This is a genomic window from Bacillus sp. CECT 9360 (assembly GCF_918741275.1).
Taxonomy (GTDB): domain Bacteria; phylum Bacillota; class Bacilli; order Bacillales; family DSM-1321; genus Peribacillus.
In genome coordinates, this window is sequence record NZ_CAKKNA010000007.1 from 1 (window position 1) to 14,284 (window position 14,284).

At 40.9% G+C, this 14,284-nt stretch carries 11 protein-coding genes; 9 read left to right on the forward strand and 2 right to left on the reverse strand.

Annotation, left to right across the window (positions count from 1 at the left end):
• The first annotated feature begins 480 nt into the window (after positions 1–480).
• From pssA to LQ216_RS09845, 9 genes are all read left to right on the forward strand, one after another.
• Positions 481–972, forward strand: a complete 492-nt coding sequence (gene pssA / locus LQ216_RS09805) for a CDP-diacylglycerol--serine O-phosphatidyltransferase (RefSeq protein WP_230129128.1) — start codon at positions 481–483, stop codon at positions 970–972.
• A gap of 160 nt (positions 973–1,132) precedes the next feature.
• The gene (locus LQ216_RS09810) at positions 1,133–2,821 is read left to right on the forward strand and encodes a methyl-accepting chemotaxis protein (protein ID WP_230129129.1); all 1,689 of its coding nucleotides are present in this window, start codon (positions 1,133–1,135) and stop codon (positions 2,819–2,821) included.
• A 660-nt stretch (positions 2,822–3,481) separates the two neighbouring features.
• Positions 3,482–4,654 carry a substrate-binding domain-containing protein gene (locus LQ216_RS09815; protein ID WP_230129130.1) on the forward strand — a complete coding sequence of 391 codons (1,173 nt, stop codon included), beginning with the start codon at positions 3,482–3,484 and terminating at the stop codon, positions 4,652–4,654.
• 41 nt (positions 4,655–4,695) lie between these two features.
• Positions 4,696–5,880, forward strand: coding sequence for a Gfo/Idh/MocA family oxidoreductase (locus LQ216_RS09820; RefSeq protein WP_230129131.1), 1,185 nt, complete (start codon positions 4,696–4,698; stop codon positions 5,878–5,880).
• Between the two features lie 768 nt (positions 5,881–6,648).
• Positions 6,649–7,464 carry a sugar phosphate isomerase/epimerase family protein gene (locus LQ216_RS09825; protein WP_230129132.1) on the forward strand — a complete coding sequence of 272 codons (816 nt, stop codon included), beginning with the start codon at positions 6,649–6,651 and terminating at the stop codon, positions 7,462–7,464.
• Positions 7,465–7,625: 161 nt separating this feature from the next.
• A complete protein-coding gene (locus tag LQ216_RS09830; protein WP_230129133.1) occupies positions 7,626–8,807 on the forward strand; it encodes a Gfo/Idh/MocA family oxidoreductase in 1,182 nt (393 codons plus the stop codon).
• Between the two features lie 223 nt (positions 8,808–9,030).
• The gene (locus LQ216_RS09835) at positions 9,031–10,197 is read left to right on the forward strand and encodes a Gfo/Idh/MocA family oxidoreductase (RefSeq protein WP_230129134.1); all 1,167 of its coding nucleotides are present in this window, start codon (positions 9,031–9,033) and stop codon (positions 10,195–10,197) included.
• On the forward strand, positions 10,194–11,165 hold the full coding sequence (locus LQ216_RS09840) for a sugar phosphate isomerase/epimerase (RefSeq protein ID WP_230129135.1): 972 nt from the start codon (positions 10,194–10,196) through the stop codon (positions 11,163–11,165). The genes LQ216_RS09835 and LQ216_RS09840 overlap by 4 nt, the downstream gene beginning before the upstream one ends.
• Before the next feature lie 121 nt (positions 11,166–11,286).
• Positions 11,287–12,591 carry an MFS transporter gene (locus LQ216_RS09845; RefSeq protein ID WP_230129136.1) on the forward strand — a complete coding sequence of 435 codons (1,305 nt, stop codon included), beginning with the start codon at positions 11,287–11,289 and terminating at the stop codon, positions 12,589–12,591.
• Between the two features lie 58 nt (positions 12,592–12,649).
• Here the strand turns inward: LQ216_RS09845 and bioB are convergent, their stop codons facing one another.
• Both bioB and LQ216_RS09855 read right to left on the reverse strand, forming a co-directional pair.
• The gene (bioB, locus tag LQ216_RS09850) at positions 12,650–13,651 is read right to left on the reverse strand and encodes a biotin synthase BioB (protein ID WP_230129137.1); all 1,002 of its coding nucleotides are present in this window, start codon (positions 13,649–13,651) and stop codon (positions 12,650–12,652) included.
• A 20-nt stretch (positions 13,652–13,671) separates the two neighbouring features.
• A complete protein-coding gene (locus tag LQ216_RS09855; protein WP_230129138.1) occupies positions 13,672–14,268 on the reverse strand; it encodes a biotin transporter BioY in 597 nt (198 codons plus the stop codon).
• Positions 14,269–14,284 lie beyond the last annotated feature (16 nt).

A 14,284-nucleotide genomic window follows, 5' to 3' on the forward strand; every position in this document is an offset into this window, starting at 1 on the left:
CTTTCCGCGGACGAACTGGCAAGCCTCCTCACTCGTACCTCGCTGCGGGGTCTTGCCAGCCCGTTTTTCCGCAGGAGTCTCGCAGATTCCCTTCCCAAAAACAACATTATCGTTTAACAGAGCCTTTATTTTAAAAACGGATCGCAAAGTATATCTATCATTCAGAAAAAATGTAAAATTTTTCAATCTTAGAAAACGTGCTCACAACAAAGTATCCTATCTAATAATTATAAGTAGACTAATATTATACAGCTACTAAAGACAGAAGTGAGCTAGGTAAAAATAAGACAAATATAAATTTATGGGATAATCCATGCAGTACACGAAATTACAGTCATCCTATATCAGGGAAAAATTCGGTTTCTCTTTAGGAAAAACTCCGACATTTATAAAAAATAAATTGTTATAGAATATTAAGTAGGATCGAAAGACAACATAGGAAGGGTTTAGTGTTTTACATTGTTGAAAGGTGGCATCATTTTGTACAATTCAATCGTTAAAACAATCCCCAACCTATTTACGATGGGAAATTTATTATGCGGTGTTTTCTCGATCACTGCAAATATGAATGGATTTTTAAGAGTAGCGGCCATGCTAATATTCCTCGCCGCCTTTTTAGATTTGCTGGACGGACGCATTGCCAGGAGGTTAAAAGTAGATAGTGAATTAGGGGTGGGTTTGGACTCCTTAGCGGACATTATTAGCTTTGGTGTTGCGCCTATCTTAATATTCTATACATTGACGTCACATTCCTGGTTAACCTCATTTGCTTTTATGATTTATCCAACAATGGGGGCACTGAGGTTAGCGAGATTTAATGCTAAGCCGACATCAGGTTATTTCAGCGGGATACCGATCACATTTGCAGGGCTGGTTATGTCGGGAATGGGGGCTGTTCTCTACAGCAATCCATACATTACGATTGCTCTTTCTTTATTGATGGTGAGTCCGGTCAAAGTAAAAAAACTTTAGGAATTTCAGTATCAATTTCCTTTCGATAATTTTCGACAAAATTTTCAGGGACTTTCTCCTCAGAGAATCAGGGAATTCCCCTAGATACAGTATTGTTAAATTCTTGTAGTCTTAACTTTATATTCATGTTTTTACAACTTAATCGTTTGGGGGACTTACATTGAAACTTTCATTAGGAAAAAAACTGATTTTCGGGTTTCTAACTGTTGCCATCATGCTGGGGGTCATAAGTGGGATATTCTATTATTCTTTGATTAAGACCGATCGTGCTTATTCGGACCTGATTGACAGGAGAGCGGCCATTGCATTAAACGCCAAGGACATGCAGGCCAAATCTTTGGAACAAACTACTAACTTGCGTGGGTACATAATAACTGGAGAAACACAATTTCTCGATAATTTGAAAGCTGCAAATTCCGATATGGTTGAATTGATTAACAAAACAAGCCAAATGGTTCAGACGGAAGATAACCGAAAAACACTAAGAGAACTTGAAGATTTAAATGCACAATTTCGTACGAAATATGAACAGTTACTGGACATGCCCCAGGATGACAAACAAGCGCTTGCAGATTTTTTTATCAAAGAAATTTATCCTACCGGCAAAAAACTGTCTCCAAAAGCTAACATTATTTCCGAACGACAAAGAGAAACGATGGATACAGTTTCCCAAGAAACAAGCGATCAGGTGGATTCTTCCATTGTTTTGGTAACGGTACTCAGCATAATCGCATTCATTGCTGCCATATTAATTGGAGTTGTTCTTACCAGGATAATTTCACGTCCGGTCCAAACGGTTTCACAGGCGCTCACCCAGGTGGCTGAAGGAGACCTTACAGTAGAAGAAATGAAGGTTAAATCACAAGATGAAATTGGCGACCTTACGGCCGCCACAAATAAGATGGTCTATGATTTACGTGCAATCCTTTCGCAAGTGAGGGATGCGGCCATCCAGGTGGCAGCATCTTCCGAAGAATTGACTGCGAGTGCGGAACAAACGACAAAGGCGACAGAGCAAATTGCCTCCGCAACCGGGGAGTTAGCAGCAGGTACAGAGGACCAAATGAAGTCTGTGAGCGATACCGCTACTGCAGTCAATCAGATGTCAGCTGGAATTGAACAAATTGCCGTAAATAGTGAGGAAGTCTCGAGTCTTGCAGAAAACGCGTCACACGCGTCCTCTGAAGGTATACAAGCAGTAGATTCAGTACGGGTGCAAATGAATGATATTAAAACGGCTGTCCAAGAAACAGCTGCTATTATTACATTACTTGGCAACCACTCCAAAGAAATAGGGTCCATTGTGGACATGATTACCCAAATTGCCAGCCAGACGAATCTGCTTGCTTTGAATGCGGCGATCGAGGCAGCCCGTGCCGGTGAATCAGGACGGGGATTCGCGGTAGTGGCTGATGAAGTAAGGAACCTCGCCGAAGAATCGGCTAATTCAGCGAAGCAAATTTCGGGATTGATTGGAGAAATTCAAAAAGAAACCGAAAATGCCGTGGCTTCCATGAACCGCGGAACGGAAAAAGTGGAAGAGGGGGTTTCTGTCACCGAACAGGTGAGTGACGCATTCTCGGTAATAGAGACGGCAGTGTCAAGTGTTACCGGTAAGGTACAAGAGGTTGCTGCTTCCGTACAGCAAATATCAGCAGGCAGCCAACTGATCGTGGATTCGATGGATACCGTCAACCGAACAGCGATGGAAAGTGCCTCAGTGAGCCAGCAAACGGCATCCGCAAGCCAGGAATCCTTGGCAACAATGGAAGAAGTCTCATCATCCGCACAAGCGTTATCCCATCTTGCAGAGAATCTGCAGTTGACATTGACGAAATTCAAGATTTAATTTAAGTGTTATAAATACCTATAGGGAAAGGCTGCCGGAGTTTCTCCGACAGCTTTAATCTGTTAGTCCCGACCACTTTATTATTCGGACTCTTTCACTAGGAATGATATAATGTGATATTAGATTGTTTAAAAAATTCTTGCAATTCAAAATGTAACCGATTACTATAAATTTAAAGGTTTAGTTTTATAGTTCTAACTACTTACTACTTCCTTTATTTTATTAATCAGTTTTAGTAAAAGAAAATTTGTTGTATCATACAACGCAAAAATGTAACCGATTACATATTTAATTTTTAAAATGATTTTATTCTTATAGGAGGTGATTACGGAATTGAAGTGTTAAAAGAAACTTTCCATATCATTTCAAGTTAGAGGGGGAATGATTTTAAGAGATTAAAAGAAACCACTAAGGAAGTGATTACCCATTTGCAGCATTCATTTCGTAAAGGGGATCCTATTAACTTCGATATGGATTAGCAGATAGTGAAAGAAAAATAAAGTGGTCTATCTAGACTATAATTTTTAAAGGAAGTTTTTGGCCATACAAATATAAAATGTTGAGCTTAAATCCACAAAAGGAAACAGAGCTTAGCCACTAATTTCTTGTATTTTCATGAATAAAGTTTGAGTTTATTTGTTTAATAACTGGAGGGGTTATATGAAGAAGTTATTTTCGGTATTGTCCATTGTCATGATAATTACAGTATTAGCACTAGTTGGATGCAGCCAGGGAAGTTCAACTGGCTCTGAAGGAGAAAAGAACTCGATGCCAAAAGAAGCCGCTGCCACATCGGGACCTTTAACAATAAATAAGGAATTACCGAGTGATCAGGAAATACTTAGTAAAGGTCCGCATGGGGAAACTGCAGTATCAGCAAAAACATTAGAACTATCAGAACAAGATCTGGAGGAGATTAAAAAAGGCAAATATACTGCTGCATTAGTAATGCATTACGCCGGTAACGATTGGGCAAAAGCGCAAATCGATGGCTTAAAAGCGTCCTTCAAAAGAATGGGCATCAAAGTCGTAGCAACTACGGACGCACAATTTAAAGCAGAAAAACAGGTTTCAGATATTGAAACGGTCTTAGCGAAAAAGCCTGATCTTATCGTCAGTATTCCAGTGGATCCTGTTTCTACAGCAAGTGCATTTAAGAAAGCAGCAGAAGCCGGCGTCAAACTCGTGTTTATGGATAATACACCAAGTGGTTTAGAAGCAGGTAAGGATTATGTAAGTGTAGTTTCTGCTGATAACTATGGAAACGGCGTGGCTGCAGCAGATATTATGGCTGAAAAACTGAACAAAAAAGGTAAAATCGGAATGATCTTTCATGAAGCTGACTTCTTTGTAACAAAACAACGAACAGATGCATTTGAGCAAACCTTAAAGGACAAGTATCCTGATATGAAAATTGTTGCACGTGGCGGCATTACAGATCCGAATCAGGGTGAGAAAGTTGCTTCAGGTATGTTGACAAGAAATCCTGATTTAGATGGTATCTTTGTTGTTTGGGATGTACCGGCTGAGGGGGCGTTAGCAGCTGTTAGATCTGCGGGAAAAGAAGATATTGTAATTACTACAATTGACCTAGGAACAAATGTTGCTTTGGACATTGCTTCCGACGGACCAATAAAGGGACTAGGCGCACAGCTGCCATACGACCAGGGAATCGCAGAGGCTATTCTGGCAGGATATGCTTTACTGGGGAAAGAAACACCACCGTATGTTGCAGTACCTGCTCTAACTGTAACAAGTGAAAATATTCTAGATGCATGGAAACTTGTGTACCATACAGAAGCTCCTGACACAATTCAAAATGCGGTAAAGTAATCTTCACTCAATCCTGAATCTTATAAATAGGAGGGACAAGCATGAAAAAATTAAACATAGGAATGATTGGCGGAGGTTTTATGGGAAAAGCGCATGCTCTTGCATATGCCGGGATGCCCATGTTTTTTTGGCCGGCTCCGGCAATCCCCCATCGCCACACTGTAGTGGATGTGACGGATGAACTAGCCAAGGATGCCGCGCTTCGTCTCGGATTCGACAATTATTCTACTGATTGGAGAGCGGTAGTGGAAGATCCAAACATCGATATCATCGATATTGTTACTCCAAATGATTCACATGCTGAGATTGCTATTGCTGCTGCAAAGGCGGGAAAGCATGTTATTTCAGAAAAGCCTTTAGCTAGGGATGCGAATGAAGCAAAAACAATGCTAGACGCTGTAAAGGAAGCTGGAGTCAAGCATATGGTGGCTTTTAATTACAGAAGAACACCAGCGGTTGCTTTAGCCAAAAAATATATTGAAGAAGGAAGAATTGGAAAGATATTAAACTTCCGGGGAACTTACCTTCAAGATTGGTCTGCAGACCCAAATTCACCATTATCGTGGCGCTTCCAGAAAAAAATTGCTGGTTCCGGAGCATTAGGAGATATCGGAACACACGTAATCGACTTTGCCCGTCATCTAGTTGGTGAGATAACGGATGTCAATGCAATGACAAGGACGTGGATTCCTGAAAGACCAATGCAGACAGGAGGTGTAGATAAATTAGGTACCGTAAAAAGTTCTGAGGATGTCCCTAAGAGTGCTGTAGACGTAGACGATGAGTTTACTACAATGGTAAAGTTTGCAAATGGGGCGATTGGAAGCATTGAGGCAACACGTAATGCATGGGGACGAAACAATTTCTTAACTTTTGAAATTCATGGCGATAAAGGTTCCATATGCTTTAACTACGAGCGCCGTGATGAACTTCAAGTATGTTTCTCTGACGATCCGGGAGATGCCAAAGGATTCAGAACAGTTTATACCGGACCAGCCCACCCATACGGAGAAGGTTTATGGCCAATTCCAGCGTTAGGAATCGGTTACGGAGAAACCAAAATAATCGAAACTTATGATTTTCTTAAATCTATTACAGAAGACATATCGGTTTCACCAGACTTTAATGATGGATACCAGATTGCCGTTATTTCTGATGCTATCCTTGAGTCTGCTGAAAAAGGTGCATGGGTAAATTTGCAAGAAAACCTAGTAGTTTCAAAATAAAATCAATTAAAAGATGACTTTATTTTACGGCTAATATCCCCTATATAGTAGACAGTAAAAAGAAAGTGTTACATTGTCTACTATAATGGGGATTTTTTATGGTGAAAATTAGAAATGCATATCCCCTTGCGTTTAAAACAAACGTCTATAAATATGTATATAACTCAAGATGGAAGTTAAATTAAATTTAAAGAGTTGGGTCGCCTATTCAATACATGATTGTAATCGCTCATCAAAAAAAAGGTGGGATTCAAGTGTTAGTGGAAATTTTAATGAAACTATTTTAATTGTCTATTTTATGAACTCCTATATTATTAGAATCCTTGTTTTAAAGTCCTTAAATTAATAGCATTAGATTTCTATGCGGAGAGCTTAAATCATGCCATATAGCTAAAATTCTCAGATATCGATGAATCATTCATTAGTTAGCTTTAACCACGAATGAAAAATAAGAATAATAGATTGCTTTATAAATTTCGAATAAGTATTAAAAGTTTTAACTTGCAATTCTGAATGTAATCGATTACAATAATTCTTGAAAGAGACGAGTTAATATACTGATGAGATGAAGAAACAAAGATTTGTTTTTTTAATAGTTCATGTAATCGATTACATATTCTGTCGTTGTTAGTATAAAACAATTGCTACTCTCCAAGTAAAATAGGCAAGAAATGCAGAAATCCTTTACCTTTTGTGGAGGTGGTTGTGTTCAGAGAAAATAGTCTGAAATGCCAAAATACAATGAATCTTAATAATGGAGGGAACAATATGAAGTTAGGATATCAAACAAACACATGGGGAGGCGTTGTCGGACACCCAGGAGGAGTAACATCGGTGAAAGACAGCTATTACCTTGCCAATGGTTCTACTGAAGAAGCATTAAAGGATATTAGTGCAGCGGGATATAAGGGCTTTGAATTATTTGACGGAAATCTGATGCAATATAAGGAGAAGAAAGAAGAATTCAAGGCATTGATGAAAAATTACTCTCTCGACTTTATCGGAGTTTACACAGGCGGTAATTTTATTTTCCCGGACATCTTGGAAGAAGAATTGATCAAAATTGAAGATGTAGCATCTTTAGCCTCAGAGTTAGGAGCAGAACATCTTGTAATAGGCGGCGGGGCAATCCGTGCTAATGGCATTTTAGAAAGCGATTACACTGAGATGGGCAATGCTTTAAATCAAATAGTTGAAATAGCAGAGAAATATAACCTGATCGCAAGTTATCACCCACATATGGGTACAAATGTTCAAGCACCTGATCAGTTGGACAAGTTAATGCCATTAACAAAGATTAATTTAGTTCCTGATACGGCCCATATTGAAGCTGGCGGTGGAGATCCGGTAGAAGTCATTAGGAAATATGTAGATCGCATCAAATATGTCCATTTAAAAGACTATCAAAATGGTGAGTTCTTGCCGCTTGGAGAAGGACATCAAAAATTTGATGAAATGATTCAAATATTAAATGATGCACAATATGACGGGTGGATCACTGTGGAACTTGATAGCTATCCCGACCCGAAAAAAGGCGCTGAAATAAGCCATAAATTCCTGTCAAAGCTTGATATTAATAACTAGAATTCATTTTGTTGGATATCAGCTCACACTCACTGTTTTAATTACTAGTCTCATATGATTAATGAAAGCGCTTCTAATTTGACTTTAGTGATCAGAAGTAGAAGTTTCAACCTAGATACAAAAACTTTTACATGCTACTTAATTTGAAGGAGGACATTAAAATGAAAAAATTAAACATAGGTATGATTGGCGGAGGATTTATGGGGAAAGCGCACGCACTTGCGTATGCAGGCATGCCGATGTTCTTTTGGCCGGCACCAGCGATTCCACATCGCCACACATTAGTCGATGTTAATGATCAATTAGCACAGGATGCAGCAAATAAATTGGGATTTGAAAACTACTCATCTGATTGGAAAAAAGTAGTCGAAGACCCTAACATCGATATTATCGATATCGTCACTCCAAATGATTCTCATGCTGAAATCGCGATTGCCGCGGCTAAAGCCGGCAAACACATTATTTCTGAAAAACCGTTGGCAAGAACAGCCGAAGAAGCAAAAACAATGTTGGATGCGGTAAATCAAGCCGGTGTCAAGCATATGGTCGCTTTCAACTACAGAAGAACGCCTGCAGTTGCCCTTGCTAAAAAGTATATTGAAGAAGGCCGAATCGGTAAAATTCTGAACTTTCGTGGAACATACTTACAAGACTGGTCTGCAGATCCTAATTCACCTCTATCATGGCGTTTCAAGAAAAAAATTGCCGGTTCTGGAGCATTAGGGGATATCGGAACACATGTAATTGACTTTGCTCGTTACCTTGTCGGTGAAATTTCTGACGTCAATGCTATGGCAAAAACATGGATCCCTGAAAGACCAGTTCAATCGGGCGGTGCAGATAAATTAGGGACAGTGAAAGCGGAAGCCGATGTTCCGAAAGATGTTGTGGATGTTGACGATGAATTCATGACGATGCTGAAATTTGAAAACGGAGCCATCGGCAGCATCGAAGCAACACGTAATGCCTGGGGTCGCAATAACTTCCTGACTTTTGAAATTCACGGTGAAAAAGGTTCTTTATATTTCAACTATGAGCGCCGTGATGAATTGCAAGTTAGCTTCTCTGATGATCCAAGTGATGCAAAAGGTTTTAGAACCGTATACACTGGCCCGGCCCATCCATACGGTGAAGCGCTATGGCCAATTCCTGCACTTGGAATCGGTTACGGAGAAACAAAAATTATTGAAACCCATGATTTCATCAAATCTATCGTCGAAAATGCAGAAGTTTCCCCAAACTTCAATGATGGATACCAAATTGCGTTAATAAGTGATGCCATCCTTGAATCCGCCGAAAAAGCTGCATGGGTGAGTCTTGGGCAATCTGGAGAAAATCGATAAGAGTAGATTTTTGTTTTAAACTTTATAGAGGCTGCTCATAATGAGTAGCCTTTTCTAAAAAAGGTTCGTTCATCCGGACTATATTATTGAAGGAAATCTTTAATGATGGAAACAAAGTATCCATAAAGAATCTGCAATTCGATTTATACATTCTATACCGATTAAAATTAATCTACCCATGACTCGGTTGTAAAATAGTTACCTGAACAGGAGGAAAACAATTTTGGAAAAAATAAAAGTTGGAGTTATCGGGACAGGGTTTATCGGTCCAACTCATATTGAGGCAATTAGAAGGTTAGGATTTGTGGAAGTAGTTGGACTTGCGGAAAGCAGCCAGGAGTCGGCTGAAAAGAAAGCGGCTGAGCTACGGATTCCGAAAGCGTATGGTGATTATCGTGAGATGTTAAAGGATCCTGAGATCCAGGTTGTCCATAACTGCACGCCGAATCATCTTCACTTTTCGATAAATAAAGATATTATTTTAGCCGGCAAGCATGTAGTATCAGAAAAACCTTTGGCGATGTCAAGTGTGGAATCAGCTGAATTGTTAACGCTTGCAAAAGAACATAAAGTCGTACATGGCGTGAACTTTAATTATCGCCAATTCCCAATTATGAAACAATTGGCTGCCATGGTTAAAAATGATCAGTTAGGAAAAGTGAATGTAGTTCACGGTAGCTACTTACAAGATTGGTTATTGTACGAAACAGACTTTAACTGGCGTTTAGCTCCTGAAGTGGGAGGAAAGTCACGAGCCATTGCTGATATTGGATCTCACTGGTGCGATACCATCCAATATGTAACCGGTAAACGAATTGTAGAAGTCTTCGCCGATTTGGCAACGGTCATACCGGTAAGAAAAAAACCTAAGCATAATGGTTCGACGTTTGGTAACGAAAAAGCGGCAGAGGAAAGCTACGAAGATGTTTCAATCAATACAGAAGATTATGCGTCAGTCCTTGTGCGCTTTGATGACGGGACAAAAGGTGTGTTCACTGTTTCGCAAGTAAGCGCTGGGAGGAAGAACAGACTTAGCTTTGAAGTGAATGGCAGTCAAGCCTCAGCCTTCTGGAATCAGGAAGAGCCGGCGAAGCTATGGATCGGGCATCGGGATAAGCCAAATGAGATTCTTCACGCTGATCCAGCATTGTTCTTGCCGGAAGCAAGAGAAGCAATCCATCACCCTGGAGGCCATAACGAAGGCTGGCCGGACGCTTTGAAAAATATGATGCTTAATTTCTATACATTCATTCGTGAAGGCAAAGACCCTCTGCATGATCAGGCTAATTTTGCCACCTTTGAAGACGGACATTTATCCATGTGCATTACCGATGCCGTTCTCGAAAGCCATGTGCAGCAAAGATGGGTGAAAGTGGAGGTATCGAAGTGAAACTAGGGGTATTTACCGCTTTATATCAAAATATTCCGTTTGAAGAAATGCTTGATAAGTTAAAAGTCATGGGAGTTGAGGCTGTTGAACTGGGAACGGGTAATTACCCGGGAAACAGCCATTGTAATCCGGATGAGCTATTGGGAAGTCCCGAGAAACTAAAGTCTTTTAAACTGGCAATCGAAAACAGAGGCTTGACCATCAGCGGTTTAAGTGCCCATGGAAATCCTCTCCATCCGAATAAAAAGATTGCGAATGATGCCCATGAAGTATGGAGAAAAACTGTTTTATTGGCTGAACGTTTAGAAGTTCCTGTCATTAATGGGTTTTCCGGTGCTCCCGGCGATCACCCAAATGCAAAATATCCAAACTGGGTAACGTGCTCTTGGCCGCCGGAATATTTGGAAATTCTGGACTGGCAGTGGAACGATGTAGTCATTCCTTACTGGAAAGAAGAAGCCAAATTTGCGGAATCGCATGGTATCAACCAAATTGCCTTTGAAATGCATCCCGGATTTGTTGTCTATAACCCGGAAACATTGCTGAAATTAAGAGAACATGCCGGAGAAAGCATTGGAGCGAATTTTGACCCAAGCCATCTGGTCTGGCAAGGTATCGATCCGGTAGAAGCCATCAAAAAGCTTGGCCGCCAAAATGCAATCTTCCATTTCCATGCAAAGGACACTTATTTAGACGAAGCTAACATAAGTGTAAACGGTGTCCTAGATACGAAACACTACAGCAATATTTTAGACCGCTCATGGACGTTCAGATCAGTCGGATATGGACATGACGAAAAAATGTGGAAGGACATTGTAAGTACTCTGCGTGCTGTCGGATATGATTATGTTGTCTCCATCGAGCATGAGGATATGCTTGCCTCGGTTGATGAGGGGTTAAGTAAAGCAATCAGTCTACTGAAAGGGATACTCTTCAAAGAGCAATTGACTGAAATGTGGTGGGCATAAGACATTTGAAGTTGTCTTAATGCAAGAACCTAGTAGAAAACTTTAGTGGAGTCCTAGCTGATGTAATATGGATATGTTTCTGACACCATTAAGAACAACATACGATTTTGGGGTGATTATATTGAACACAGTTTTGGGAAAAGAACGAACAATCGGCGGACTTCCTGCACCATTGATTTGGGGCTATGTCGCTACATTACTATTTATGGTAGGTGACGGTCTTGAGCACGGGTGGCTGTCCCCCTATCTCATTGAACAGGGGCTGACCGTTCAACAGTCAGCCACACTTTTCACAGCATACGGAGCAGTGCTGGCCATTGCCTCATATTTTTCGGGAGTTCTTACGGAAGCGTGGGGACCGAGAAAAGTTATGCTAGTAGGTATGGTCACCTGGCTAATCGGTCAAATTCTTTTTATTGAATTTGGTTTAAAAGATCTTAATTATGCTGTCATGTTACCGACTTACGCCATTCGCGGGTTTGGGTATCCTTTATTCTGTTATTCATTTTTAGTTTGGGTTACTTATCGAAGCCCTGAACGTATACTGGCTACTGCAGTAGGTCTGTTTTGGGCTGCATGGAGTGGCGGACTCTATGTTGTAGGAAGTTATTTTCCGGCCTACATGATTCCGAAAATCGGGTACATTGGATTAATGTGGAGTGCCATCGTTTGGGTATTAGTCGGGGGAATAGTTGGTATTTTGGTGGTCAAAGACACCCAAATGAGCAAGAGCCCGAAAGGCAACGCGAAGGATAAGCTCAAGAGTTTATTAAGCGGCTTGACGATAAGTATTGAAAAACCAAAAGTCGCTATCGGCGGGATTGTCCGTATTATCAACTCGACTGGAATCGGTGCTTTTCCTATCTTTTTTCCTCTTTATTTGTCTTCTGAATACGGATACACCACTGAGGAATGGCTGCAAATCTGGGGGACGATGTGGGTGGCAAACATTGCATTCAATCTTGTCATTCCGTACATCAGTGATAGATGGCTGGGCTGGCGCAATACGATCATGTGGATCGGCAGTGTTGGTTGCGGAGTAATGACATTGGCCATGCTTTATACACCCCAAATCTTCGGTTATAATTACTGGGCGATGATGCTGGTAGGAATTTTCTTTGGAATCGTACTTACAGGCTACGTACCCCTTACGGCTTTGGTAAGTTCAATGGCGCCAGATCAGAAAGGCTCTGCCATGGCTGTCGTTAATTTTGGAGCAGGATTAGCTTACTTTATTGCACCGGCAATCGTTGGAGCTTTCATCGGTAGCCTCGGTGTGGATGGCGTCATGTGGATATTCGCTATTTTGTACTTTATCAGCGCGATATTAATGATTTTCATGAAATTACCTAATGAAGAAAATCAGGACGAAAGCATCGCCGAGAAACAACCGGTTAAAGGAAGGAAACTTGCAGAAATTAAATAAAATCATGCCGATTTGTGTTTAAAGGCCTTGTAGTAAATTAGCTACAAGGCCTTTACAATTAACTTAAAACCGCACCAGCTTCTGCCTTCACAAAATCAACCTCAAACCCTAAATCCGTAAGCATCCGATGGTCAGCAGTGCTTTCCTGTCCGGCGGTGGTTAAGTAATCACCTACAAATATCGAGTTTGCTGGATATAGGCCGAGCGGTTGCAGGCTCCGTAGATTCACTTCTCTTCCACCTGAAATTCGAATTTCTTTTGTTTGGTTGATATAACGCATCAGGCACAGAACCTTTAGGCAGTATCTTGGATTGAGTTCGTCGGTTCCTTCAAGAGGAGTTCCGTCAATGGCGTGCAGAAAATTAACCGGAATTGAGTCGGCATCCAGCGCTTTTAGGCTTCTGGCCATATCAATAACATCTTGCATGGTTTCTCTCATTCCGATAATGACACCGGAACAAGGGGAAATACCGGCTTCTTTAATAAGCTGCACAGTATCTACTCTGTCTTGGTACGTATGAGAAGTGGTAATCGATTCATGATGGCTTTCTGAGGTATTGATATTATGGTTGTAGCGCTCAACGCCTGCTTCCTTTAACCTTGTTGCTTGATCAGGCTTAATCAAGCCGAGGCAAGCGCAAATTTTAAGATTATAGTTAGCCTTAATTTCCTCTACAGCCGAAACGACGGTGTCAATTTCCTTATTGCTTGGTCCTCTTCCACTGGCCACAATGCAATAGGTGCCGACATTGAGATTATGGGCTTGCTCGGCGCCTTTTAAAATCGATTCTTTGTTCATCATTCGGTACTTTTCGATGGGGGCTGTTGAGACGCTGGACTGTGAGCAATACCCGCAGTTTTCTGGGCATAGGCCGGATTTTGTATTGATGATCATGTTTAATTTTACTCTGTTGCCATAGAAGTGCCGGCGAATTGTATAGGCGCCCTGCAACAGTTCCAGCAGTTCGTCATCAGGACTATTCAAGATAGCAAAAGCCTCGTCATCATTCAGTTCATAGCCATTTAAAACATGGAGTGCGAGCTGTTTCCAATCTCCCATTTTATTATCTCCCTTCTTATTTAAGCTGCCCGTTTTACATTTCTGAATTGGCTTTTAGATAGCAATGTCTTTTCTAAGCGGCGCGCCATAAATCCGGCACAAACAGCCAGGATGATGTCTTTTGGCAATGGAGGAATCATCCACATCCAGGCCAATTTGTATGTAAACCCTTCCGGTGCAGCGGCCCACAAATCATAAGCAAAGTACATCCAATTAGTACCGAATAAATAATTAATGATCATCCCGATTAAAGAAGCAAACACATATGAAGGCAGGCTATCATTCTTTTCGATGATTTTTCCGACAGCATACGCCGTAAAGATAAACGAAATGATAAAACCAAAAGTCGGTTTGATAATCATAGAAACACCGCCGCCAAATTGAGCAAAAATCGGAGCTCCAACTAGGCCTACAGCAGCATATACGATCATGGCAATTGCGCCAAGCCTGCTTCCGAGAATGGCCCCTGCCAAAATGGCAAAAAAGGTTTGCAATGTAATGGGAACCCCGCCTACCACCATAAATGGTGCGAAAGATGTAATGTTAGCACCGATAGCCATCAACGCAACAAACATCCCAACTAATGTTAAATCAATTGTTCTTAATTTACTGTTCATATTGAAGCTCCTTTTC

Coding starts and splice junctions, on each gene's coding strand:
- bioB (WP_230129137.1), bottom strand. CDS start 13,651: ATGGGAGATTGGAAACAGCTCGCACTCCATGTTTTAAATGGCTATGAA.
- LQ216_RS09815 (WP_230129130.1), top strand. CDS start 3,482: ATGAAGAAGTTATTTTCGGTATTGTCCATTGTCATGATAATTACAGTA.
- LQ216_RS09855 (WP_230129138.1), bottom strand. CDS start 14,268: ATGAACAGTAAATTAAGAACAATTGATTTAACATTAGTTGGGATGTTT.
- LQ216_RS09825 (WP_230129132.1), top strand. CDS start 6,649: ATGAAGTTAGGATATCAAACAAACACATGGGGAGGCGTTGTCGGACAC.
- LQ216_RS09830 (WP_230129133.1), top strand. CDS start 7,626: ATGAAAAAATTAAACATAGGTATGATTGGCGGAGGATTTATGGGGAAA.
- LQ216_RS09820 (WP_230129131.1), top strand. CDS start 4,696: ATGAAAAAATTAAACATAGGAATGATTGGCGGAGGTTTTATGGGAAAA.